At 67.3% G+C, this 21,644-nt stretch carries 18 protein-coding genes; 10 read left to right on the top strand and 8 right to left on the bottom strand.

Translation table 11 applies throughout. The annotated features are described in order from the left end of the window. Window positions 1-81: 81 nt before the first annotated feature. Complete coding sequence (locus ACWCOP_RS12885; RefSeq protein WP_478248690.1) at window positions 82-1,947, top strand: M28 family metallopeptidase; 1,866 nt, start codon at window positions 82-84, stop codon at window positions 1,945-1,947. Between the two features lie 68 nt (window positions 1,948-2,015). On the opposite strand, the gene ACWCOP_RS12890 is transcribed toward ACWCOP_RS12885, so the two are convergent. Next, a complete protein-coding gene (locus tag ACWCOP_RS12890) occupies window positions 2,016-2,969 on the bottom strand; it encodes a glycosyltransferase family 9 protein (protein WP_478248691.1) in 954 nt (317 codons plus the stop codon). A gap of 54 nt (window positions 2,970-3,023) precedes the next feature. Then, window positions 3,024-3,758, bottom strand: a complete 735-nt coding sequence (locus ACWCOP_RS12895; RefSeq protein ID WP_478248692.1) for a hypothetical protein — start codon at window positions 3,756-3,758, stop codon at window positions 3,024-3,026. A gap of 67 nt (window positions 3,759-3,825) precedes the next feature. Between ACWCOP_RS12895 and ygfZ the strand changes: the two genes are divergently transcribed. From ygfZ to ACWCOP_RS12910, 3 genes are all read left to right on the top strand, one after another. Continuing rightward, on the top strand, window positions 3,826-4,665 hold the full coding sequence (ygfZ, locus tag ACWCOP_RS12900) for a CAF17-like 4Fe-4S cluster assembly/insertion protein YgfZ (protein WP_478248693.1): 840 nt from the start codon (window positions 3,826-3,828) through the stop codon (window positions 4,663-4,665). A 1,463-nt stretch (window positions 4,666-6,128) separates the two neighbouring features. Further along, window positions 6,129-7,298 carry a succinyl-diaminopimelate desuccinylase gene (gene dapE, locus ACWCOP_RS12905; RefSeq protein WP_478248694.1) on the top strand — a complete coding sequence of 390 codons (1,170 nt, stop codon included), beginning with the start codon at window positions 6,129-6,131 and terminating at the stop codon, window positions 7,296-7,298. Beyond that, on the top strand, window positions 7,295-7,909 hold the full coding sequence (locus ACWCOP_RS12910; RefSeq protein ID WP_478248695.1) for a hypothetical protein: 615 nt from the start codon (window positions 7,295-7,297) through the stop codon (window positions 7,907-7,909). Before dapE ends, ACWCOP_RS12910 begins: the two co-directional genes overlap by 4 nt. A 10-nt stretch (window positions 7,910-7,919) precedes the next feature. On the opposite strand, the gene ACWCOP_RS12915 is transcribed toward ACWCOP_RS12910, so the two are convergent. Beyond that, a complete protein-coding gene (locus ACWCOP_RS12915; RefSeq protein WP_478248696.1) occupies window positions 7,920-9,719 on the bottom strand; it encodes an ABC transporter ATP-binding protein in 1,800 nt (599 codons plus the stop codon). A 556-nt stretch (window positions 9,720-10,275) separates the two neighbouring features. On the opposite strand from ACWCOP_RS12915, the gene ACWCOP_RS12920 reads away from it, so the two are divergent. Further along, window positions 10,276-11,070 (top strand): TraB/GumN family protein, encoded by a 795-nt coding sequence (locus ACWCOP_RS12920; protein WP_478248697.1) that lies wholly within the window; start codon window positions 10,276-10,278, stop codon window positions 11,068-11,070. A gap of 16 nt (window positions 11,071-11,086) precedes the next feature. Here ACWCOP_RS12920 and ACWCOP_RS12925 read toward each other — a convergent pair whose 3' ends face one another. From ACWCOP_RS12925 to ACWCOP_RS12940, 4 genes are all read right to left on the bottom strand, one after another. After that, window positions 11,087-11,590, bottom strand: coding sequence for a hypothetical protein (locus ACWCOP_RS12925; RefSeq protein ID WP_478248698.1), 504 nt, complete (start codon window positions 11,588-11,590; stop codon window positions 11,087-11,089). A 98-nt stretch (window positions 11,591-11,688) separates the two neighbouring features. Beyond that, the gene (gene motA, locus ACWCOP_RS12930; protein ID WP_478248699.1) at window positions 11,689-12,555 is read right to left on the bottom strand and encodes a flagellar motor stator protein MotA; all 867 of its coding nucleotides are present in this window, start codon (window positions 12,553-12,555) and stop codon (window positions 11,689-11,691) included. A gap of 133 nt (window positions 12,556-12,688) precedes the next feature. Next, window positions 12,689-15,685 (bottom strand): hypothetical protein, encoded by a 2,997-nt coding sequence (locus tag ACWCOP_RS12935; protein ID WP_478248700.1) that lies wholly within the window; start codon window positions 15,683-15,685, stop codon window positions 12,689-12,691. Further along, window positions 15,682-16,317 (bottom strand): hypothetical protein, encoded by a 636-nt coding sequence (locus ACWCOP_RS12940; protein ID WP_478248701.1) that lies wholly within the window; start codon window positions 16,315-16,317, stop codon window positions 15,682-15,684. The genes ACWCOP_RS12935 and ACWCOP_RS12940 overlap by 4 nt, the downstream gene beginning before the upstream one ends. Before the next feature lie 115 nt (window positions 16,318-16,432). Here ACWCOP_RS12940 and ACWCOP_RS12945 point away from each other — a divergent pair, with 115 nt between their 5' ends. Beyond that, on the top strand, window positions 16,433-17,719 hold the full coding sequence (locus tag ACWCOP_RS12945) for an MFS transporter (protein ID WP_478248702.1): 1,287 nt from the start codon (window positions 16,433-16,435) through the stop codon (window positions 17,717-17,719). Between the two features lie 22 nt (window positions 17,720-17,741). Here ACWCOP_RS12945 and ACWCOP_RS12950 read toward each other — a convergent pair whose 3' ends face one another. Next, window positions 17,742-19,031 (bottom strand): lytic murein transglycosylase, encoded by a 1,290-nt coding sequence (locus tag ACWCOP_RS12950; protein WP_478248703.1) that lies wholly within the window; start codon window positions 19,029-19,031, stop codon window positions 17,742-17,744. A gap of 197 nt (window positions 19,032-19,228) precedes the next feature. On the opposite strand from ACWCOP_RS12950, the gene ykgO reads away from it, so the two are divergent. The 4 genes from ykgO to ACWCOP_RS12970 are packed head-to-tail and all read left to right on the top strand — an operon-like array spanning window position 19,229 to window position 21,596. Continuing rightward, window positions 19,229-19,354 (top strand): type B 50S ribosomal protein L36, encoded by a 126-nt coding sequence (ykgO, locus tag ACWCOP_RS12955; RefSeq protein ID WP_478248704.1) that lies wholly within the window; start codon window positions 19,229-19,231, stop codon window positions 19,352-19,354. 1 nt (window position 19,355) lies between these two features. Further along, a complete protein-coding gene (locus ACWCOP_RS12960; RefSeq protein ID WP_478248705.1) occupies window positions 19,356-19,979 on the top strand; it encodes an HAD family hydrolase in 624 nt (207 codons plus the stop codon). Window positions 19,980-20,033: 54 nt separating this feature from the next. After that, window positions 20,034-20,624 (top strand): hypothetical protein, encoded by a 591-nt coding sequence (locus ACWCOP_RS12965; RefSeq protein WP_478248706.1) that lies wholly within the window; start codon window positions 20,034-20,036, stop codon window positions 20,622-20,624. 15 nt (window positions 20,625-20,639) lie between these two features. After that, window positions 20,640-21,596: an alpha/beta fold hydrolase gene (locus ACWCOP_RS12970; protein ID WP_478248707.1), complete on the top strand. Its 957-nt coding sequence runs from the start codon at window positions 20,640-20,642 to the stop codon at window positions 21,594-21,596. Window positions 21,597-21,644 lie beyond the last annotated feature (48 nt).

A 21,644-nucleotide genomic window follows, 5' to 3' on the forward strand; every position in this document is an offset into this window, starting at 1 on the left:
GGTCCTTATAACCCGGCCCCCTTGCCCTCGCGTCCGGTTTTTGGTGCTCTCTCGCAATCGAATTTTACGAGGAGAGTTATAATGTTACGCTTTGCCTTGATGAGCGCCGCCGCCGGCCTGGCGCTGACGGCGTGCGGACCGGACGCCGGCGACGCGCAAACCAACGTGGCGGAGACCGCCCCGGAGACCCAGTCTGTGACCCAGGATGAGACCGCCGAGCCGGACTCCGGCGCGGTCGAATCCGCCATGGCCCCCGACGCCGAGCCGGGCGCCGGTGCGCAGGTCAGCGAGGACGGCGCGCGCATCGCCTACACCGTGCCCCAGAACGCCGGCTGGCCCTACCATTCCGAGACCAGCGACGACATCACCGCCGAGGACTTCGCCTACCGCATCGCAGTCATGGCCGATGACCGCTTCGGCGGACGCGCCCCGGCCAGCGACAAGGGCGAGCCCGCCGCCGACTGGATCGCCACGGAGATGGAGCGCGCCGGTCTGCAGCCCGCGGGCGAGGACGGCGGCTGGTTCCAGCCGGTCCCGCTGATCGAATCCACGCTGCAGGAAGACCAGTCCACCTACGAGATCATCGTCAACGGCGCGCCCATGGGCCTGCAGGTGGGCGGTGACGTGACCTATTGGAGCCAGAACCCGCAAGCCGGCGTGATCCTGAACCCCAGCGACCTGGTGTTCGTGGGCTACGGGATCGTGGCGCCGGAATATGGCTGGAACGACTATGAGGACGTCGACGTGGAGGGCAAGACCGTGGTCATGCTCATCAACGATCCCGGCTACGCCAATCCGGACGGCGACATCTTCAACGGCGAGGCGATGACCTATTACGGCCGCTGGACCTACAAGTTTGAAGAGGCCGCCCGCCAGGGCGCGGAGGGCGCCATCATCGTCCACCAGACAGACCCGGCCAGCTATGGCTGGGGCACGGTGCGCTCCAGCTGGTCCGGCCCGCAATTCATCCTGGCCACCGGCGCCACCAATGATTTCGTGGACGTGCAGTCCTGGATCCAGGAGAGCGTCGCCGAGACCCTGTTCGACAGCGTCGGGCTGAACTTCGCCGAGCTGGCCGCCGCCGCCGCCTCGCCGGACTTCGAACCGGTGGCCATAGAGGGCGCGCAGCTGTCCGCGACCCTGATCAATGAGCTTCGCGAACTCACCTCGCGCAATGTGGCCGGCATGGTGGAGGGGTCTGAGCGCCCCGATGAATACGTGCTGTTCATGGCTCACTGGGACCATATCGGCGAGCGGCTGAACTTCGCCGGCGACGACCAGATCTATAACGGCGCGGTGGATAATGCGTCGGGCACGGCCGCCGTTCTGGAACTGGCCCAGGCCTTCGCGTCGGCTGAAACGCCGCCGGAACGCTCGGTGATCTTCGTGGCCGTCACCGCCGAGGAGCAGGGCCTTCTGGGCAGCGAATACTACGCCCAGGAGCCGCTCGTGCCGCTGAACCAGACGGTCTCGGGCTTCAATTTCGACGGCATGCTGCCCATCGGCCCGACTGAAGACATCGTGGTGATCGGCCGCGGCTCCTCAGAGCTTGAAGATATCCTGGAGGCTAAGGCGAGCGAGATCGGCATGAGCCTCACCGCCGATCCCAACCCGGAAGCCGGGTATTACTACCGCTCAGACCACGTGACGCTGGCGCGCCGCGGCGTGCCGATGCTGTATGCGGATTCAGGCTCCATCCACGCCGAACGCGGCGCCGAGTACGGCGCCCAGGTCGAAGCCGGCTATCGCGCCGAGCGCTATCACAAGCCGGCCGACGAGTATGAAGGCGAATGGGACATGCGCGGCTTCGTGCAGTCCACACAGCTCATGTACGACGTCGCCCGCCAGGTGACGGACTCAGAAGACTGGCCCAACTGGTACGCAGACAACGAGTTCCGCTCGGTCCGCGACGCCATGATGGGCGAAACGATGACCGAGGGCGAGTAGACGCTGATGCGCCGGGGTGAGGCCTGACCTCGCTCCGGCGTTTGTCGCTCGAGACCTCTCGCGGACGCTCAGGCGGTGTCGGCGAGAAGGGCCCGCGCCGCGTCGATCACCGCACCCGTCTCCAGCGCGCCCATCAGGCTTTGCTCTGAATGACGCAGCGTCCCGCGGGCGTTCTCATCGGCCGTCTCGCCGGCGTGGATGGATCGCGCCCGGTTCCCCCACGGCCCGTAAATGCGCTCATCAGTGGGACCAAACAGGCCCAGCGTCGGGGTTCCGGCCGCCGCCGCCATGTGCATCAGCCCGCTATCATTTCCCACAAACAGGCGCGCCCGCGACAGGCAGGCGGCGGTTTCAGGCAGGGAGAGCCTGCCGGTGAGGTCGATGATGTCGGCGTGCCGGCACGCGGCGCTCACGGCTTTCGCCGTCGCCTCGTCGCCAGGCCCGCCGAACAGCGCCGCCACCGCGCCGGGCATCGCGCCGTCCGGTCCTGCAAGCGCGTCGATCAGCGCGGCGAAGCGCTCCGGAGCCCATTCCTTATAGCGCGCCGACGCCGCGGGAGAGACCGCCAGCACGGACCGGCCTTCGGGCAGATGGGTGACGGCGGCGCGCTGCGCGTCGTCCGAGATCCAGAGCTTCGGTGAAGGCGGCGGATCAAGGCCCAAAACGGCGGCCGCCTCGCGCACCCGGTGATCGTGCTCACGGCCGGGCCGGCGCCGGTTCACCTTGCGCGCGCCCGCCCGCAGGCCCCAGCTGGTAATCGAGCCACGCATGTCCACCACCAGATCCCAGCGCGTGGGCAAAGCCGCGCGCCACAGATCGAACCAGTGCCCGCCGCCCTTCTTCTTGGCCATCGCGATGACCTTGTCCACACCGGGCGCGGCCTCGAACAGGGGCGCGGCCAGCGGGCCGCACGCCACGGTGACGCGCGCGTCGGGGTGCGCCTCCAGCAGGTGCGCCAGAGGGCCGGAGAACAGGATCGCATCGCCGATGCGCGTGGCGGTGATGAACAGAATACGGGTCATGGGCGTCCGGCTTTAGCCGCTTCGCCCCGATCGCGCCAGAGGACGCAGGCTCGTCTATCCGTCAATGACCAGCTGGGCGCTTTCTATCAGCGCGACGATGCATTCGGACAATCCGTTGACCCAGCCGATGACGTCGGACAGCGCGACGGTGTCGCGCGACAGCGCCGCTGGGATCTCCCGCTCGAAAAGTCGCGCCATCCGGGCCACCGCAAGGTCGAAGCGGGAATAGAAGCCTTCTATGGCGCGCCGGTCGTCAACCGTCAGGGATGTGAGCTTCTCTGCGTTGCGATCATAGATGCCGCGACCGAAAAAGCTTTCATACTCGATATAGACAGCCTGAATGGCGGAGAGAAAGGCGAGCATGCCGCTGACGATAAGCACCCGAATCTCCGCCTGAGCGTCTTCGTCCCCGGCTATGGCGGCCTGGTTCAGCGCCTCGCGGGCCTCGGACAGGAAGCTGTAATAGGCCACCGCTTCCTTGGTGAGCGCGGAGGTGAAGACCAGCTTCTTCTCCACGTCGAACAGCACGCTGGGTGACACCGCTTCGATTTTCTTCAAAAGCTTGCCTTCAATGCGCACGGCGGCCCAATGGCGCGCGCGCTGCAGCACTTCAAGCACGGAGCCCAGCCCGGCGGCCGCGGCGGCGACGCCCATATCCAGGCGCTGCTCGGTCAGCAACGTGCGAAATTCAGGGCGCATGGTCTCACTGGAGAATCCGGCGCGCGTCAGCGAAATCTGTGAAATGATCGCATTCGCCGCCGGTTCGGCCTTTCGGCGCTTGAGAAACATGGTCTTCCCCCCCAGTTGCTCCCTAACGAAACCCTAACCGCAGCATTTGACGTCTGAAAGACACAGTTTGCACGATTTTCTCACCACCCACCCCGCCCGGGCCGTCATCGCGATCACAGGCGAGGAGTCCCGCAGCTTTCTGCAGCGCGTCATCACCAGGGGCCCTGAAGGCCTCGGCGATGGCGGGGCGCTGTTTTCGGCCCTGCTCACCCCGCAGGGCAAGGTGCTGGCCGACTTCATAGTGTTCGATGACGGCGACGGCGGGCTCCTCATCGACGCGCCCTTGAGCGAAGCGCCCGGCCTTGTGAAGCGCTTCAGCCTCTATCGCCTGCGCGCGAAAGCCGAGATCACCCTGCGCGGCGATCTCGCTGTCGCCGCTGCACGGGGCGAGGGCGAAGCCGAACTGAAGACCGTGGCGCTGGCCGCCGCGCCGGATCCGCGAAATCCTGCGCTCGGCCTTCGCGCCATCGTGCCAGCCGGCGGCCCCGGCGACGAGGCCGACGCCTACCACGCAGCCCGCATCAAGGCGGGCGTGCCCGAATTCGGCGCCGACTATGGCGCCGGGGAGGTGTTCTCCACCGACGTCAATCACGACCGGCTCGGCGGGGTGGATTACAAGAAGGGCTGCTTTGTCGGCCAGGAAGTCGCCAGCCGCATGCACCGCAAGGGCGGGGTGAGAAAGCGCACCCTGCGCCTAGGCTTTGACAGCGAGACCCCGGCGCCCGGCGATGCGGTGACGGCGGGCGAAACCCCGCTGGGCGTGGTCACCTCCAGCGCCGGGGGCGTCGCCCTGGCGCTGATCCGCACCGACCGCGCGCTGAAGGCTCTGGAAGCCGGCGAGGCGATTATGGCCGGCGGCGCGCCGGCGCGCTTGCTTGATGATCCAGAAGGCCTCGCGCAGGCCTGAGGCGTCAGATCTCGGCGTCGGCCTCGCCATGGGGGCCGTAGGACACGCCCGCCAGCCGGCACGCGATCCTAAGGCGTTGCTGTTTCTGGGCTTTTGAAAGATTGAGGTCCGCCCACCAGCCGTCGCAGAGCGCCTCGGCGTAGCGGTCGAGACCTTTACGGGGGTAAAGCGCTTGCGGTGAACGCGCGACAATGCGGCGCCCGCGCCGGGTCTCCTAGTGGGCAAGCGCGTCAAGCAAGCCCGGTGAGCGCTCGCTCAACCAGGTCAGGAGCGTGAGGTATGCCTGCTTCTGGCTTCCTGCAAATGACTGGCGCTCCCCAAGCCTTATAAGGTATTTTCCGGTCTCGCGTGGGGTTGAAGCCCGCTGAGGCGCGGATCCCGGCCCCGGCCTTATAGCGACTCTCAAAGCCCGCTTTATGATACTGAGCTGGGTTTCACCCAGATCAAGGCGGGCCGCCTCAATCAGTTTGTGCGCCTCAAGATCCAGCGTAATCCCAGCCATTCCACATCTCCCAATTGCCACCACCTTATAAGGACCAGCTGCAAGGATCAAACCTTATAAGGGAGCAACTCTGAGCCTGATCGGACCGGCCTGGCGGCTTTCGCCGGAGCCCGGTGATGAACACTTGCCAGGCCAGGCTTTACAGTCGCTATTGCGACCCAGTTCATCATTGCGGGCCGTTTCTCAGCCCGGTCGAGGCGCGCGGCCACGATCCGCGTGCGCGCTGCAAGGTCAAAGGTGATCCAGACCATTCAAAATCTCCTCATGTTCATCTCATAAGAATCTCGCCTTATAAGGAAACTGACGTGTGTATTGTCGGGCTCACCGCCGGAGCCGGTATTGGAGCCAGAGTCGGTGTAGAAGCTGGCGCCCGCTGATAAACACCTGCCGGATCCGGCTTTGCAGCCGCGCTCAAGGCCCAATTCATCATTGTCGGCCGGTTTTCGGCCAGCTCAAGGCGCGCCGCCTCGATCCACTTGTGCGGCTCAGAACCCAGCATGCGTCCCGCCACTCCAAGGCTCCCGATTATCTGATCCTTATAAGGATTGAGCCCTACAAACAAACGGGTCCGAGTGGTACCGGGCCGCCTTGGCGGCCCGGCGGGCGCGGGAGCTCGCGAGTGAACACCGGCCTGGCGCCGCTTTGCAGCCGCACTCCCGTCCCGTTTCATGGTTCTGAGCCAGGTCTCTCAGCCCCATCCTGGCCCGCCGCCTCGAGCCGCTTGTGGGCCTCAGGACCCAGCTTGATCCCCGCCATTCCAATTCTGCGCGCGTCCCTCACCTCATAAGGATAGGCGCTGTGCGGAAGCGGATTTGAGTATCCCTTGGCGCCTTTGGCGGCGTTGAGGGCGGTGATCATTGATCAGATGCCGGCGGGCGATTCCGCACGCCGGCTTCCACAAGGCGCGGTTCTTGGGCGCCACCCCATGGCGCCGGAGCGTCAAACCGCCTAAATCACCCCCATGACCGAGACACGCACCCCCCTTACAGATCCACTCCCCTTGGCCTGCAAGCTCATTCAGGCGGAGTCCGTGACGCCGGCTGACGACGGCGCGCTGGAGACGCTTCAGGGCGCGCTCGAGGCGCTGGGCTTTACCTGCAGGCGCTTCAAGTTTGACGAGGTGGACAATCTCTACGCCAGGCTCGGGACCGCTGCGCCGGTGTTCTGTTTCGCCGGCCATACCGACGTGGTGCCCACCGGCCCGGTGGATCAGTGGACGGAGGCGCCGTTCGCCGGCGCGGTGAAAGACGGAATGCTGTGGGGGCGCGGCGCGTCGGACATGAAGGGCGCGATCGCCGCCATGGTGGCCGGCGCCGCGTCCTATCTGGAGGCGCACGGCGCGCCGAAGGGCTCCATCGCCTTTCTCATCACCGGCGATGAGGAAGGCCCCGGGATCAACGGCACCAAGCGCCTTCTGGAGGCGATCACGCAACAGGGCGAAAAGCTCGATCACTGCCTGGTGGGCGAGCCCACCAACCCCCAAGTGCTCGGCGAAACGATCAAGGTGGGCCGGCGCGGCTCTCTGAACGGCGTCGTCACGGTGACCGGCCGCCAGGGCCATGTGGCCTATCCCGACAAGGCGGAAAACCCGATCCCCGTGCTCATGGACCTCCTGGCCCGCCTCACCGCACGCGAGCTGGACACCGGCGCGCCCCATTTTCAGGCCTCCAATCTGGAGGTCACCACGATCGATGTGGGCAACACCGCCCATAACGTCATTCCCGGCGCCGCGAGCGCGAAGTTCAACATCCGCTTCAACACCGCCCACAAGGGCGAGGATCTCAAGCGCTGGATCGAGGACGAGGCGAAGGCCGCCGGGTTCGGCTTCGCGGGCACGGTGGCGCTGGATCTCAAGGTCACCGGCGAGTCCTTCCTCACCCGCACCGGCCCGTTCACCGATCTCTTGAGAGCCGCCGTCGCCGAAGTCACCGGCCATGAGCCGGCGCTGACCACCGGCGGGGGAACCTCGGACGCGCGCTTCATCAAGGATTACTGCCCGGTGGCCGAGTTCGGCCTGGTGGGCGCCACCATGCACCAGATCGACGAGCGCGTGCCCGCCGCCGACATCGCCAACCTGGCCGAAATCTATGAGCGGGTGCTCACGCGCTATTTTGAAGTCTTCGGCGCGTGAGCGACCCCGCCAGGCCCACGCCGCCCACGCCGCCCGGCCCGTCCTTGCTGATCGAGGCGCGCCGGAGCGTGCGCGGCGTGTTCCAGCTCATGGCGTTCAAGCCTGACTGGACTCGCTATTTCAACCCCACCCAGCCCGGCGTCGTGGCCTCCTTCGCCGGAGTCGCGCTGGCGTTTCCCGCCTTCTGGTTCCTCATCGCGTCGGCGAATTTCTTCATGGCCGAAAACCCCGCCAGCGGCGGGGCGGCGGCTTTCGTCACGCCGGTGGAGATGGCGGTGATCTGGGCCCGGTTCTGGCTGCTGTTTCCGCTGGTCGCCTTTGCGGTCTGCCAGCTGATGGGCGTTCGCGAGCGCTTCTTCGCCTGGCTGGTGGTGCACAACTGGACGGTCTTCGTGCTGCTCCACGTCCAGGCGCTGATCTGGGCGCTTTACATGGCCGGGATCGCCAACGCGCAACTCGTCGGCGCGCTTCTGGCCTTCTATCAGATCGTGCGGCTCTTCGTGCACTGGCGCGTGGCCCATGGCGCGCTCGGCCTGTCGCCGGGGCTGGCCGCCGCGGCGGCGGGGATCGTCCTGATCGTCGATCTGATCGCCGCCGCCGCCATGGTCTAGCCGGTCCGGCTCAAGTCGTCGCCAGCGCCGCGAGCCTTGCGTAAACACCGTTCGCTTCGGCCAGCTCGTCATGGCCGCCCTGCTCCACGATGCGCCCGTTCTCGAACACCAGGATCCGGTCCGCATCGCGGATCGTGGACAGGCGATGGGCGATGACGATGGCGGTCTTGCCGCGCGTCACGTCCTCCATGGCCGCCTGGACATCGCGCTCGGTCTCGTTGTCCAGAGAGCTCGTCGCCTCGTCGAAGATCAGGATCGGCGCATCGGCCAGGATCGCCCGCGCGATCGCGACACGCTGACGCTCGCCGCCGGACAGCTTCACCCCGCGCTCGCCCACCAGCGTCTCATAGCCCAGGGGCAGACGCTCGATGAAGGCGTGGGCGCGCGCGCGTCTGGCCGCCTCCATGACCTCGTCAAGGCTGGCGCCGGGACGGGCGTAGGCGATGTTCTCCGCGATCGTGCGGTGAAACAGGGCCGGGTCCTGGGGCACCAGGGCGATATGGGCGCGAAGGCTCTCCTGGGTCACGGCGCGCACGTCCTGACCGTCGATCCGGATGGCGCCGGAATCCACGTCATAGAGCCGCTGAACCAGCTTGACGAAGGTGGACTTGCCAGACCCCGTGGGACCCACCAGCGCCACCTTCTCGCCGGCGGGAATGGTCAGGGTGAAGTCCTCATAGAGCGGCCGGTCCTGCCCGCCGTAAGTGAATCGCACCCGGTCAAACACGATCTCGCCACGCCCAAGCCCGCCGAGCCCGGGCTTGAAGGCCGGCGCACCGGGCGCGTCGGCGATCTGCTCAGCCATCTGCGAGAACAGGGCGATGTCCTGAATTTCATCAAGGCCCCGCTGGACGTTCTGCACCTCTTCGCCGAAGCGGCGCATATAGCCCGCCATCATCAGGAAAGCGGTGATGGCGAAGGTGACGTCGCCCGCCGTGGCCGTCCCTTGGGTCCATTGCTGCACCAGCATGCCGGCGAGACCCGCCTGCAGCGCCAGCACCGCCGCCATCTGCACCAGCCAGGTGTTCACAAAGCGCGTCCAGGTCTTCTTGGTCTCGCGCCGCCACACCCAGGCGAGGTCATGGAAGCGCTGATCCTCGCGCGTTTCCGCGCCGAAGCTCTTCACGGTCGCGATGCCGGAGACCGCGTCGGAAATGGCGCCGCCAAGCTCTGAATCGCGGGCGTTGGAGATGATGTTCTGGGGCCGGATGTAATAGGTCGCCAGCAGCACCGAGGCGGTGATGAAGATCGCCATCACGCTCAGCGCATAAATTCCCACCAGCGGCCAGTTGAACGCCATGTACAAAGACAGGCCCAGCATCACCGCCACCGACGGGACCAGCCCGAACCAGAGCGTCGCGGTGATCGTGTCATAGGCCCACATGCCGCGGGTGACCTTGCGGACCACCGAGCCGGCGAAGGTGTTGGCGTGCCAGTCCACCGAAAAACGTTGCACCGTGGCGAAGGCCTCGGTGGTCATGTCGGCCATGTTGGCGCTGGAGAACGGAATCTCGGTGCGCACCATGAACTGACGCGCCACGTTCACCGTCAGCGCCAGGCCCAGAAAGGCCGCCAGCGCCATCCAGTGCGCATCGCCCTGCCGGTCGGCGCCCGGCCCCGCGATCGCATCGATGAGCGCGCCGGCGGCCACGGGCACGAAAATGTCGGCGAGGGTTGCAATGGAGGTGAAGCCGATCACGAAGCCGAACGCCACCGGGCGCCGGCGCCACTGGCGCATCAGAAAGGCGATGACCTGAAGATTGGAAAGCACGCGGGCGCGGGGCTGCGCGTCGTCGTCGAAATCAGACATGGAAGTAACCCGTAAAACGCGCGGTTTGCATCACCGGCGGTATGATCTGAGAGCGTCAAGGCGAGGGTTTTGCACAGGTCGCCCGTGCGCCGTCATCGGCGGCAGGGTCGGTGGGCGCGGCGCTCGCCGCCTTCAAACGAAGGCCGCCGCTTTCAGCTCAGCTTTGATCGCACGGGTCGAACTCTCCTTTGCACGGCGGACGGCGCCGCCGAGGGAGGGTGTGGTTAACCCATAGGGTCACTGCGGGAAAGAGCGCACCGACCGCAAGCCGCCGTGAGACAGCAAAGTGTGTCGCGAAGGCCACGCGGTATCAAGGCGGCGCCCTGACGGCTCAGCTCGATTTCGCTAATCGTCTTCCAGCGTGCAGCGTCGTCGCATTGAACGCTCCTTCCTCGATTGCGGCGTGTTTGATTTCGCAGTGGACACGGTCGGTCGAACCCTTTTTTCTGAATGCAACCCCGCTTAGTAATGGACGCACGGGATACGGAGACTGATGATCCGATTGCATCAAGGGTCGCACAGCACAGCGCTGCAATGTGCGCGTCATAAGCCGATCATGACGGGATTAGTCTCGTTGCTTGCGTTCGCCACGCTGGTCGGAGCGGCGGGCGCGGCTCAGCCCTGCGAGCCGATCCTCAGCGGGCATCTGCTTGATCGCCACGCCAAGCCCTTCGTCATCGTCGGAGAGCGGCACGGCACGCGCCAGGCCCCGCGCTTTTTCGCAGAGTTGGTGTGCGCTCTGAGCGGCGCCGCGCCAGTGATCGCAGGTCTTGAAATGGAGGCCGAATCCCAGCCCGCGCTCGACGCGTTCATGGCGTCTGACGGCTCGCAAACGGCGCTTGAAGCCCTGACTTCCATCCACCACTGGAGCCTGCGCGACGGGCGGGCGAGCCAGGCCATGCTCGACCTGCTCATCCGGATGCGGGATCTGAAGGCGGCCGGCCAGGATATCGACCTTCTCGCCTTCATGGCGCCGGGCGAAACGACGGCGGAGCGCGAACGCAATATGGCCATGGCGTTGATGGAGGCGCGCAACGAGCGCCCAGACGCGCGTGTCGCGGCCCTGATCGGGCGAATTCACGCCGAGCGCGTCTCGCCTGGCGCGCTCGCGCCGATGGCAAGCTATTTGCCCGCCGGACAGACCCTCACGGTCAGCTATGTGCCATGGGAATTGTGCCGTCAAAGGTCAGCGTGCGGCGCGTTCCAGGCTGAGCCCCGATATCGCATCGTCGCCAATCCTCCCGCCGAGTGGCGCTGGCCGGAGTATGATTTCTGGTACGCGGTCAGTGAACCGTTCGAACAGTCCCCGCCAGCCATACCCGATGCGCCGGAGTGGGGCTCGGTCCCCTGAGTCGGACGCCCGCCCGCTATTGCTGTTCCAGCCTGCAGCGGGCGTGCTCTTCCTCGGTGTGGTTACAGGTTTCCCTATCGTGGGCGACGCACGGATCAGGGGCCGCGTCTGACGCCTGGCGGCGGGCCTGCAGGCCTTCGGTATAGGCGGCCACCGCCGCATCAAAGCCTTCAGTCACCGCCGAGCCGGCGGCGGCGGCGTGATCGCCGGCGGTTTCAAGGACGGCCTCGCGCTCGGAGCGCGTCTCGTCCCATTCGCTGCGCACGCGTGCCGTGACCGCCTTCAACCGTTCGCCGCTCTCTTCGGCGAGCGCGGCGCCGTCTTCGGCGAGCGCGGCGCGCTCGTCCTCACCGCTCTCCCAGCTTTGCTCCACCGCCTCGCCCGCGCTCTGGGCGGCGTCGCCCGCCTCCTGCGCGGCGCGCCGGGCGTCGTCGTCACCGGCGTCGCCGCACGCGGAAAGGATGAGAGCGCAGAGGCCGCCCCCGGCGGAAAGCCCTAAAATCTGAAGCGTTGAACGCATGACGGCTCCTTGCACGTTGCTGAAGAGAACAACGCCCAAGGAGCCGTCAATGTTGCGGGTGGCGCTGGCGCCGGAGCGCCCGAACGTCCCGGAGCGCTTTAGGCGGCCTGAACGTTGGAGACCGCTTCTTCAAGCTCGGCGAAGCTCGGCTGGAAGACGCTGGGCACGTTGCCGCGGCCGATCTCGACGCTGATCTGGGCGGCGTTGCCGTGCAGGTGAGCGACCAGCACCGCCTGGATGATCTTGTAGAAGATCGATTCCTCTTCATAGATCTGGCCAAGGCGCGCCGACATGGGGCCCACCATGCCATAGGCGAGGAACACGCCCAGGAAGGTGCCCACCAGGGCCGAGCCGATCTTGGCGCCCAGAACCGCCGGCGGAGAATCGATGGCGCCCATGGTCTTGATGATGCCCAGCACGGCGGCCACGATGCCCAGCGCCGGAAGGCCGTCGGCCATGGTCTGCAGCGCATGGGCGGGGCCGGCGGCTTCGTGGTGGTGCTTCTCGATCTGCTTTTCCATGGCGTCCTCGACCTGGTGGGGATCCTCCAGGTTCATGGTCATCATGCGCAGCGTGTCGCAGATGAAGTGGACCGCGAAATGGTCCTTCATGATGCGCGGATAGGCGGTGAAGATCGAGCTTTCGTGAGGCTTCTCGATATGGCTTTCCAGCGCGATGACGCCCTTGGTCTTCATCGTTTTGGTCAGCTGGAACAGCAAGGTCAAAAGGTCCACATAATCCTGCTGCTTCCACTTGGAGCCTGAGATCAGCTTGCCGAAATCCTTCAGCGTCTGCATCACTGTTCCAAAGGCGTTGCCGAGCAGAAAGGCGCCCACCGCCGCGCCGCCGATCATCATCAGTTCGAAGGGCAGCGCCTTCACGATGATGTCAAAATGCCCGCCGGCGAGGGTGAACCCGCCGAACACCATGCCGAAGACCACCACAAGGCCGATTATCTGAAACATGTCCCACCACACCCGTTCTGGATGGCGCGCCCGGCCGGCGGATTTTTCCGCTCTCCTTGAACCGGGCGCGTCCGATTACGGGACGGTTATAGACACGGGATGCTTAAGGCCCGGTTTGCGCGGCGTTAGCGGTTCATTCAGGGCTGGCGGCCGCCCGCGCCAGGGCTTCGACCCGACCCGGTAGCGGCTGAGGCCTTCGCGCCTCCAGCGCCTCGGCCGTTTCCGACAGCGATGAAAGATAGTCGATCGTCAGGCCCGCCGTGGTGTTCACCACCACTTCCCCGCCATGAGTCGCGCCCCACGCGCTCCTCAGCTTGACGAAATTGGTGACCCGGTCGCCCAGCTCGCCCCGGACCGCGCTGCCGGCCACGCTGCTCACCAGATCATAGACTGGGGCGTCGAGCTTGATCTCGCACTCCTCCTGGGCGTAGGCCAGCCAGTCTTCGTCCTCGTCGCCGACCCCCTCGATCTCCTCGTTCACAAAGCCCATCATCACCGACGACGCGCAGAACAGGCGCACGTCGAAATCCAGAATCGCGAACAACGCCCCCACCTTTGCGCCGGACACGCCATAGGGCGACAAAAGTCCGCTGGAGACCGCGCCCGAGAGCCCGAGAGCGGTGCGAATCTCGCTGAACTCAGCGGCGATGCGCTCCACCGAAGCGCCCTTGGCGGCCGGCTCGAACAGACGCGCCGTCACATGACCGTCCGCCTCCACCAGCCAGCCCTCGCGGCCATCCTCAGACGCCACCAGCGTTCGCTGCGTGCCGCGCAGCATTTCCAGCACCGCCTCCGGCCACCCCTGCGGCAGGGGCGTGCGCGGATCGATCGTCACGCGGGACTGACCCGCCAGGCTGGCGTTCACGCTCCGGGTTCCAAGCAGCGCGGCCTCGGCCGCCGCCGCCGCGAGGCCGGCCCGTGCTCCGCCCGCTGCGCCGAGCCCGCCATCGGAGAGCAGATCGATGCGGGTGGCGATGACCAGGTCGCCTGCGCGCCGTGTCGGGCTTGTGCTGATCAGCAGCGCTTGAAGGCGGTCTCCGGCCAGCGCGGCGGATGCGCCGGCCTGGGTCAGGCCGGTCATCTGGCCGGCGGCGGCCAGCATGTCGGCGTCCGGGCCGGCGGGCGGCGCTGCGGCGGCGTCTTCAAGCCCTGTCTCGAAGACGAAGCGCTCATGGCCATAAAAGGCGCGCATGACGGCGGCGCTGTCGAACCGGCCGCCGCTGACGAACAGCGCGTGTTCGCCCATGAGCCTCCAGCCCGCCTCATCGCCGCCCAGCTCGGCCAGCGTACGCGTTTCACCAAGCGGCGCCCCGGCCCGCGTCAGGGAAAGAGCCAGACGGGCGCGTCCTTCGGGCGCAGCCGGCGCAGCGTAGGCGCCTTCGGCGACCACATCCGCCGCGACGAACCGCAACGACAGGGCGCGCGGCTCGTCCACCGGCCCCGGCTCGGCGACGAAGCTGAGGGTCAGGCGCGAACCGATGGCGGCGGCGATGGCGCGCCCCAGGTCGGCTGCGCCCGCCTCGTCTTCGGGCAGGATGAACACCCGGTCCACAGCCGGCGTGAATCGCGGCGCCTCGAGTGCGGGCACGACCGCGAAGATGCGGCGCCGGTCGCCATCGCGCAGGGCGTTGAGCGCCTCGATCTGCGCGTCATCCACCTGCCCGTCGGTGAGCACCACCACATCAATCGGGCCGTAGCGCGGATCGCCAGGAGCGCCTATCGGCCCGGTCAAATCATCGCCTGGCCGGATGGTCAGCCCGGTCTCGAAGTCATTGATGGCGTGCTGCGGAGTAAAGAAGATGCTGCGGTTTCGCTGGGTCGCCGCAGAGCCGGCCGCGGTCGCCGCAGCGACGGCCTGGGGCCGCACCGTGCGGGCGATCAGGGCGCGTCCGACCTCGCCGGCCACGAAAATGCGTCCTGCCTCCACCATGGAGGGAGACACGTCCGTGACGAGGGAGACATCCCGTGGCGGCTGCGGCGGCGCTTCAACGCGGGCCCGCACCGGTGCGCCGTTCTCGGTCAGGGCGATATGGCTGGCGCGCCAGATCGTTTGCGGGAGCGCGTCTGTCACCACCGTTAGCGCCACCTCCGGCCAGGCCGTGAGGTCGATATCGACAATTTCAGCACTACTCAGGACCGGCGCGGGGACAGCGCCGACAGCGCTGTCGGGCTCCGGCGCGGGCCGCCCCGCCGGCGTGAACGGCAAGCCGGCCTCCGCGCGCTCGCCCTGCTGGATGACCGGCCGCCAGAGCGGAACCCGTGATGGATCCGGGGCGCCTTCCAGGAATAGCGCGGCGCCGGCGGCCGGCAGGAAGCTCAGGCGCGCTTCCTGAGACGACGACAACTCGAAATCGAGAAGCCGGCGGCGCGCGCCCTCCGCCGTAATCAGGTCCAGATGGGCGATGACCGGCTCCAGCGCCTCAGGGCTGACCGGTGCGCCGGGCCGGGCGGCCTCGCCAAGCACCGGATCAAGCGCGATCCACGGCCCTGCGGCGCTGCGATACTCCACCACAAGCCGGCGGTCCGGTCGCGCGCTGGACGTCGCTGGCCCGGCGAGTTGGAGCGTTTCTGAAAGGATCGCATGGGCGGTCTCGACCTCGCCGCGCAATGCATCGGCGAGCGCGCGTCCCTCGCTCAGCCGGCGCTCAAGACTATCGGCCGCGTCAATCCCGAGATGGCTCAGGACCGCCTGGTGAGCAGGGCGCTCGCGGGCGGCCGGGATCAGCCGGGGAACGGGTCCGGCCGGCCAGGGCGCCTGGCTCAAACGAGTTTCAAAGCCCATGGCCTCGACCAGCGCGCTCAGCAAGACCGCCTGATCCTCGGCGTTGGCGCCACGCGTCAGGAGCACATCGCCCGGCGCAGCAAAGCGCCCGGCGTAATCCTGCAGCACCACGTGGGACTGCAGGAAAGCCGCCGCAGCTTCCGGCGAGCCCAGCTCGGCGGCAGCGCTCTCCACGTCGAGGCCCGGCCAGGCGGCCTCGGCCTCTGCGGCGCGCAGCAGATCGAGCAAGTCCAGCTGCTCAGGATCAACGGACGGGTCCTCACCGGGGCGCATCACCAGCCAGAGCAGCGCGATCGCGGCGACAAGCGCAGCGATGATCAGCGCCCGATTTCTGAAGTCCCGATTCATGGCTCGCCCTCGAAGCCGGTGCGCACGATGGTGTCGGTGACAAAGCGTTGGAGCGTCTCCACGCAGGCGCCATCGATCTGTGTATAGGGCCTTGTGACCGACAGCAGGGTGCGGCCCCGCTCGTCATAGCCGAGGCGGACGGAGAGATAGCCCATATAGGTCTGGTACTGGTCCGGGCAGGACGTGCGCACCGACGGCGGGTAGAGCTGGTTGAGGGATAGATGAATCGCCTCCGCCTGCGGCCCGACCACCCCGTCAAGAACCGGAAAGCCGAACCGCATGGCCCAGGTCTCGAAATAGGGCTGGTCGTAGGGCACATGGGTCAGGCGCAGGCGGAACCGGCCCGTGCGCAAATCGTGATAGGCCACGGCCTGGTATCCGTTAAAGGTCCACACCCCGCTCAAATCAGCGAAGCGTAAACCGCACGGATCGATCACGTCTACGGTGGGGATGGCGCCCTCGACATCGTCGACGCCCGCATAGGGCAGCTCGACCGGGCGCAGGTCGATCAGCTCCGCCGGGGAACCGTGGACGCCGGCCAGGCACGGATCAGGGATTGGAGCCTCGCCCGTCGCCGGATCAGCGCCCGCCTGCATCGCCAGAACAACAGCAGCAAGCGCCCAGCCCGCCATGTCGCGTCCTCCCGGAACAGAGTTAACTCCGGTGTCGCGCGATTGGCAATTGGCGACTTGAGCCCGGTCACGCTGCAAGTGGACGCGGCGCGGCGATGGGCGTATCCCGGAATTCGTGAACGCTCCCTACGACCCCGACTCGCCCTCATCGCCTGACGTGCGCCGGCGCGCTTTCCGGCTGCTCTTCGTGTGTCTCATGGCCACGGCGGTGGGCAATTCCATGCTGTTCGCGATTCTGCCGCCCCTGGCGCGCGAGCTTGACGTGGCCGAGGTCTGGGTCGGCGCGATCTACACCGTCTCCGCGCTTCTGTTTCTGCTCATGAGCCCGGTCTGGGGGGCGCTGTCGGACCGCTGGGGCCGCAAGCCGCTGATCACGCTGGGCCTGTCGGCGTTCTCCTTCTCCTGCCTGGTGTTCGCCGCGGGCGCCTGGGCGGGACAGCAGGCGATCCTGCCGCCCATGGCCGCGATTTTCGCCATGGCGCTTTCGCGTTGCCTGTTCGGCGGGCTGGGTTCGGCGACCAACCCATGCGCCCAGGCTTATGTGGCCGACCGCACCTCGCCCCAGGAGCGCACCGAGGCGCTGGCCGGTCTCACCGCCGCCTTTGGCCTCGGCAGCGTCATCGGGCCGGCGCTGGCGGCCGCGTTTTCAGAGCGTATCGGCATCGCCGCCTTCATGGGGCTGGTGGCGGTGCTTGTGGGTCTCGCGGCGGTGAGCGTGAACCGCTATCTGCCGGAAAAGACGCCGCCGAAACGCCAGGGTCGGCCGATCAATCCGCTGGTGCAGTTCAAATTCGCCGCCGATCCGCGCCTGACCGCCTTCATGCTGTTCGGCTGCGCGCTCTGGATGTCCCAGGCGGCGAGCCTTCAGGCGCTGTCCTTCTATGTCATGGATCGCCTGGACAAGACCCCGTCGGAGGGCCTGCAGCTGGCCGGGGTCGCCCTCACCGCCGGCGCGGCCGCGCTCGTCTTCGCCCAGCTTGTGGTGATCCCGGCGCTGAAGACCAGCCCTCGCGTGCTCATGGCGCTGGGGGCCGGGCTGGTGATCATCGGCAATGTGGAGATGGTTTTCGCCGGCAATTACGCGGCCATCGTGCTGGGCTATATCTTCAACAGCTTCGGGTTCGGCCTGGCCCGCTCCGGCTTTACGGCCGGCGCCTCGCTGGCGGTGAACACCGACGAGCAGGGCCGCGCCGCCGGCCTCACCACCGCCACCGCCGGGCTCGGCTTCCTCATCGCGCCGGTGACCGGGCTGTGGCTGTATCAGGCCGTCACCCCGTCCGCGCCGTTCCTGCTCAACGCCGTGCTTGCGCTTGTCGCCCTGCTCCTCGCCCTGCTTCACCCCCGCGTGCGGGCCGCGGTTGCGACCCTGCAGCGCGACGAGGATGAGGGGCCGGTGGTCTAAGGCTGAAGCGCGATCTCCGCCCCTAGTCCTCCTCGGCCACCGGCGGCGATCCGATCACCTGTTCGTAAGCGGCGGCGCCGGCGTAGCCGTCCGGCTCAAGGCCCTTGGACTGCTGGAAGGCGCGCAGGGCGTTGCGGGTGTTAGGGCCCACCACGCCGTCAATGCCTTGAGTATCAAAGCCCAGCGCCGTGAGGGCGGCCTGCAGATCGCGGGCGTGGTTGCGGCCCAGCGGCGGATCGCCTTCCGGCCAGCCGCCCGGCAGCGCGCCGGAGCCTTCCAGCGCCTTGGCCAGATAGCCCACCCCCAGCGCATAGCTGGTGGAATTGTTGTAGCGAAGAAGCGTGTCGAAGTTTGAAAACGCGATGAAGGCCGGCCCGCCTCCGCCCGCCGGCAACAGGATGCGCGCCTGCAGCGCCTCGACCCCGTCAAACGATCCGCTGGCCGGGGCGACGCCCTGGGCGGCCCATTGCGAGACGCTGAGGCGCGCGCGTTCAGACCACGCCTCGAAATCAAAACCCTGTGGCAGGATGACCTCTTCCACCACCGGCGCGCCGCGATCCCAGCCCGCGCGCGCCAAAAGATTGGCCGCAGACGCCAGCGCGTCGCCTTCGCTGTCCCAGATATTACGCCGGCCGTCGCCGTCGAAATCCACCGCGCGTTCCATATAGGTGGTGGGGATGAACTGGGTCTGGCCCATGGCGCCGGCCCAGCTGCCTTCCAGCTGCTCGCGGGTGGCGTAGCCGCGCGCGATCATCTGGGCGATGGCTTTCAGCTGGCTCTCCGCGAAATCGCGGCGTCGGCCGTCCCAGGCCAGGGTGGCCAGCGATTGCACGATGTCGAAATTACCCTGGATGGCGCCGTAGGCGCTTTCCAGCCCCCAGATGGCGGTGAGGATGTCCTTGTCGACGCCGTACTCGGCCTCGATCGCCTCCAGCGTGGACAGCACCCGCCCTTGAGCCGCAAGGCCCTGCGAGATGCGCTGCTCGCTCACCGCGCCCTGCAGATACTGCCAGACCGGGCGGACGAATTCAGGCTGATAGGCGTCGCGCTCCAGCACCACCGGATTGGGTTGAAGCCCGTCCAGCATGGAGGCGATGATCTCCGCGCTGACGCCGTCATCGGCAAGCTCTGTGCGAAACCTTGAAAGCCAGGCGTCAAAGCCCTCGGCCTGCACCGTCGCTGTGGCCGCGGCTGTGGCTGCGCCGCTGCGCGCAGCGCCCTCGCTCGCCGTAGCCGCAGGCACGCCCGCACAGCTGGCGCAGGCGATCGCCAGCGCCGCCAGACCCGCATTCCGCATCAGGGTGGAAATCATCAACCGCCTCGTTTCATCTGCGCCCCGGTGCACACTCTAGCGCGCTCCGCCCATGAGAGGGAGTGGGTGAAGAGTCAGTTTTTCGTGCTGAATTCAGCTGCGCCGCGTTGACTTCGGCCCGCCACGCCGGTAGATCGCCTGCTCTTGACCGTTTTCCGCCCCGGCCGCCGGGGCTTTTTAAATTCAGGGCGACGACGATGAAAGTGCGCAGCTCCATCCGTTCTCTCAAGAACCGCCACCGTGACTGCCAGGTCGTGCGCCGTCGCGGCCGGGTCTATGTGATCAACAAGACCAATCCCCGCTTCAAAGCCCGCGCCGGCTAGCGTGCGCGAGGTTCGCGCGGTTCTCTGGGATCTCGGCCATACGCTGGTCGACTGGGATCCCGCCCGCGTCTACCGAGAGCTTTTGCAGGATGAAGACGCCGTCGAGGCTTTCCTCGGCGGCGTTTGCACGATGGCGTGGCACCAGCGCCACGACGCCGGCGTACCCATGTCCGAAAACCGCAAGGCTCTGATCGAGGCCCATCCGGACAAGGCCGAGCTGATCTGCGCGTGGGAAACACGCTGGCCGGACATGTTCGACGGCTGGATCGAGGGCATGGAAGCCATCGTCGAGGCGCTGGAGAGCGCGGGCGTCCCCCAATACGCGCTCACCAACCTGCCGGCGGAAAAATGGCCGCACATCCTCTCCACCTATCCGGCCATTGCGCGTTTTGACGCCCATGTGGTCTCCGGCGAGGAAAAGCTGGTCAAGCCCGATCCGGCGATCTTTGAGCTGACCAAGACCCGCATCGCCCATGCGCCGCGCGACGTGATCTTCATCGATGACCGCGCCGACAATATCGAGGCGGCGAAAGCGGCCGGTTTTCAAGGCGTGGTGTTTGAAAACGCCGCCCAGGTGCGTCGCGAGCTCGGCGCGCGCGGCCTGACGGTCCAGCGCCCGGCCTGAGCGCAGGCTGACGCCGCGCTTGCCCGTCGCCATATCCGCTTTATCCTTGCCTGAATGAGCGTTCTCGCCGCCCTTCTCCTGGCCGCCGCGCAGCCGCCGGTGATTGATCTGCCCCGCAGCCCGGCGCCGCAGAGCGATCGCGCGCGGGCGCAGTATCAGGATCCCCGGGCGCGCCTTGAAAGCCGGCTTGAGCGTCTGGCCGCCGCCGATGACGAGCAAAGCGCGCAGGAGCTCGCCGGCGAGGTGCGCTCTCTCTGGCGCCAACAGGCCGGCCCGGCCGCCGATCTCCTGCTGCAACGGGCCGAAACCGCGCTGGAGGCCGGCGACGACGCCACCGCAGAGCGCGCCTATTTCCACCTTCGCCGGCTGGAGCCCGACTACGCCGAAGCCTGGGTCGCGTCCGCCGAGCTCGCGGCCCGGCGCTCCGACTGGGATTTCGCGCTGGAGGCCCTGAACATCGCGGTGAGCCTTGATGCGGACCGGTTCGACGCCTGGGCCCTTCTGGGCCGGGCGCTGGAGACCGCCGAGGCGCGCGAAGCGGCGCTGGAGGCCTATGAAGAGGCGCTGGCCCGCCATCCCTTCCACCCTGCCGCGCGCGCGGCCGCCGCACGCCTTCAGCGCGAGATCGCAGGGCGGGCGCTTTAGGAACCCTTTAGAGCCATGAAAATGACCTATGTGCTGATCGCGGTGATCGCCGCGCCGTGCCTCTTGCTGCTGGCCGCCTGCGCCAGCGGATCGGGCAAGTCCGGCGATATCGCCGGCCGCTTCCCGCCAGGCGGCGCGTTTGTGACCGTGGACGGCGTGCGGCTGCATCACCGGATCACCGGCCGTGAAGGGGCATCTCCGGTGCTGGTCCTCCACGGCGCGTCGAGCAATCTGGAAGAGCCGCGGCTGGCGCTGGGCGAGGATCTATCCACCTACCGCGTGGTCTGGCTGGATCGCCCGGGCCTGGGCTGGAGCGAGCGGCCCGGAGGCGGCGGCGACTGGACCCCGCAGCGCGAGGCCGAGCTGATCGCAGCCTTCATGACCGAGATCGGGATCGAAAAGGCGACGATCATCGGCCATAGCTGGGGCTCGGCGATCACGCTGCGCCTGATGATGGACCATCCGCAGCGCACACAGGGCGCAGTGCTGATCGCTCCGGCGATCCGCGCCAATGTGGGCGACGCCGCGTTTTACAACGAGCTCACCACCTGGCCGGTGCTTGGAACAATCATGACCCGCGCCATCGTTCCGGCGGTGGGGCCGGGCAGCCTTGAATCCGGGGTTGCGAGCGCGTTTTCGCCCGAGCCTGTCCCGGACAATTATATCGAGCAGGCGCAAATCCCGCTCATTCTGCGCCCCGGCCCCTGGCGGGCCAACGCCGCCGACATGGCTCGGGTCAATGAAAGCCTGGAAGCCCAGGAAGAGCGCTATGGCGAGATCACGCAGCCCGTCATCCTGCTGGCCGGGCCGGACGACACCGTGGTGCTGACCAGCCGCCATGCACAGCCTGTATCCGAGACCCTGCCCGACGGCGAGCTGCGCCTCATCGAGGGCGCGGGCCATAACCTGCACCACTGGCATGGCGAGGCGGTGCGCCAGGCGGTGGACGACGTGATCGCGCGCGCCGGCTAGATGTGCAAGATAGCGCGATCCCTCCGGCGCCGGCGCTTGCCCCTCAGG

The sequence above is a fragment of the Apolloniradiicaulis salifontis genome (genome assembly GCF_053756655.1).

Excerpts from the sequence above, each read along its gene's own strand:
- ACWCOP_RS12885 (WP_478248690.1), top strand. The coding sequence starts at position 82 with ATGTTACGCTTTGCCTTGATGAGCGCCGCCGCCGGCCTGGCGCTGACG.
- ACWCOP_RS12890 (WP_478248691.1), bottom strand. The coding sequence starts at position 2,969 with ATGACCCGTATTCTGTTCATCACCGCCACGCGCATCGGCGATGCGATC.
- ACWCOP_RS12895 (WP_478248692.1), bottom strand. The coding sequence starts at position 3,758 with ATGTTTCTCAAGCGCCGAAAGGCCGAACCGGCGGCGAATGCGATCATT.
- dapE (WP_478248694.1), top strand. The coding sequence starts at position 6,129 with ATGACCGAGACACGCACCCCCCTTACAGATCCACTCCCCTTGGCCTGC.
- ACWCOP_RS12915 (WP_478248696.1), bottom strand. The coding sequence starts at position 9,719 with ATGTCTGATTTCGACGACGACGCGCAGCCCCGCGCCCGCGTGCTTTCC.
- ACWCOP_RS12920 (WP_478248697.1), top strand. The coding sequence starts at position 10,276 with ATGACGGGATTAGTCTCGTTGCTTGCGTTCGCCACGCTGGTCGGAGCG.
- ACWCOP_RS12925 (WP_478248698.1), bottom strand. The coding sequence starts at position 11,590 with ATGCGTTCAACGCTTCAGATTTTAGGGCTTTCCGCCGGGGGCGGCCTC.
- motA (WP_478248699.1), bottom strand. The coding sequence starts at position 12,555 with ATGTTTCAGATAATCGGCCTTGTGGTGGTCTTCGGCATGGTGTTCGGC.
- ACWCOP_RS12935 (WP_478248700.1), bottom strand. The coding sequence starts at position 15,685 with ATGAATCGGGACTTCAGAAATCGGGCGCTGATCATCGCTGCGCTTGTC.
- ACWCOP_RS12940 (WP_478248701.1), bottom strand. The coding sequence starts at position 16,317 with ATGGCGGGCTGGGCGCTTGCTGCTGTTGTTCTGGCGATGCAGGCGGGC.
- ACWCOP_RS12950 (WP_478248703.1), bottom strand. The coding sequence starts at position 19,031 with ATGATTTCCACCCTGATGCGGAATGCGGGTCTGGCGGCGCTGGCGATC.
- ykgO (WP_478248704.1), top strand. The coding sequence starts at position 19,229 with ATGAAAGTGCGCAGCTCCATCCGTTCTCTCAAGAACCGCCACCGTGAC.
- ACWCOP_RS12965 (WP_478248706.1), top strand. The coding sequence starts at position 20,034 with ATGAGCGTTCTCGCCGCCCTTCTCCTGGCCGCCGCGCAGCCGCCGGTG.
- ACWCOP_RS12970 (WP_478248707.1), top strand. The coding sequence starts at position 20,640 with ATGAAAATGACCTATGTGCTGATCGCGGTGATCGCCGCGCCGTGCCTC.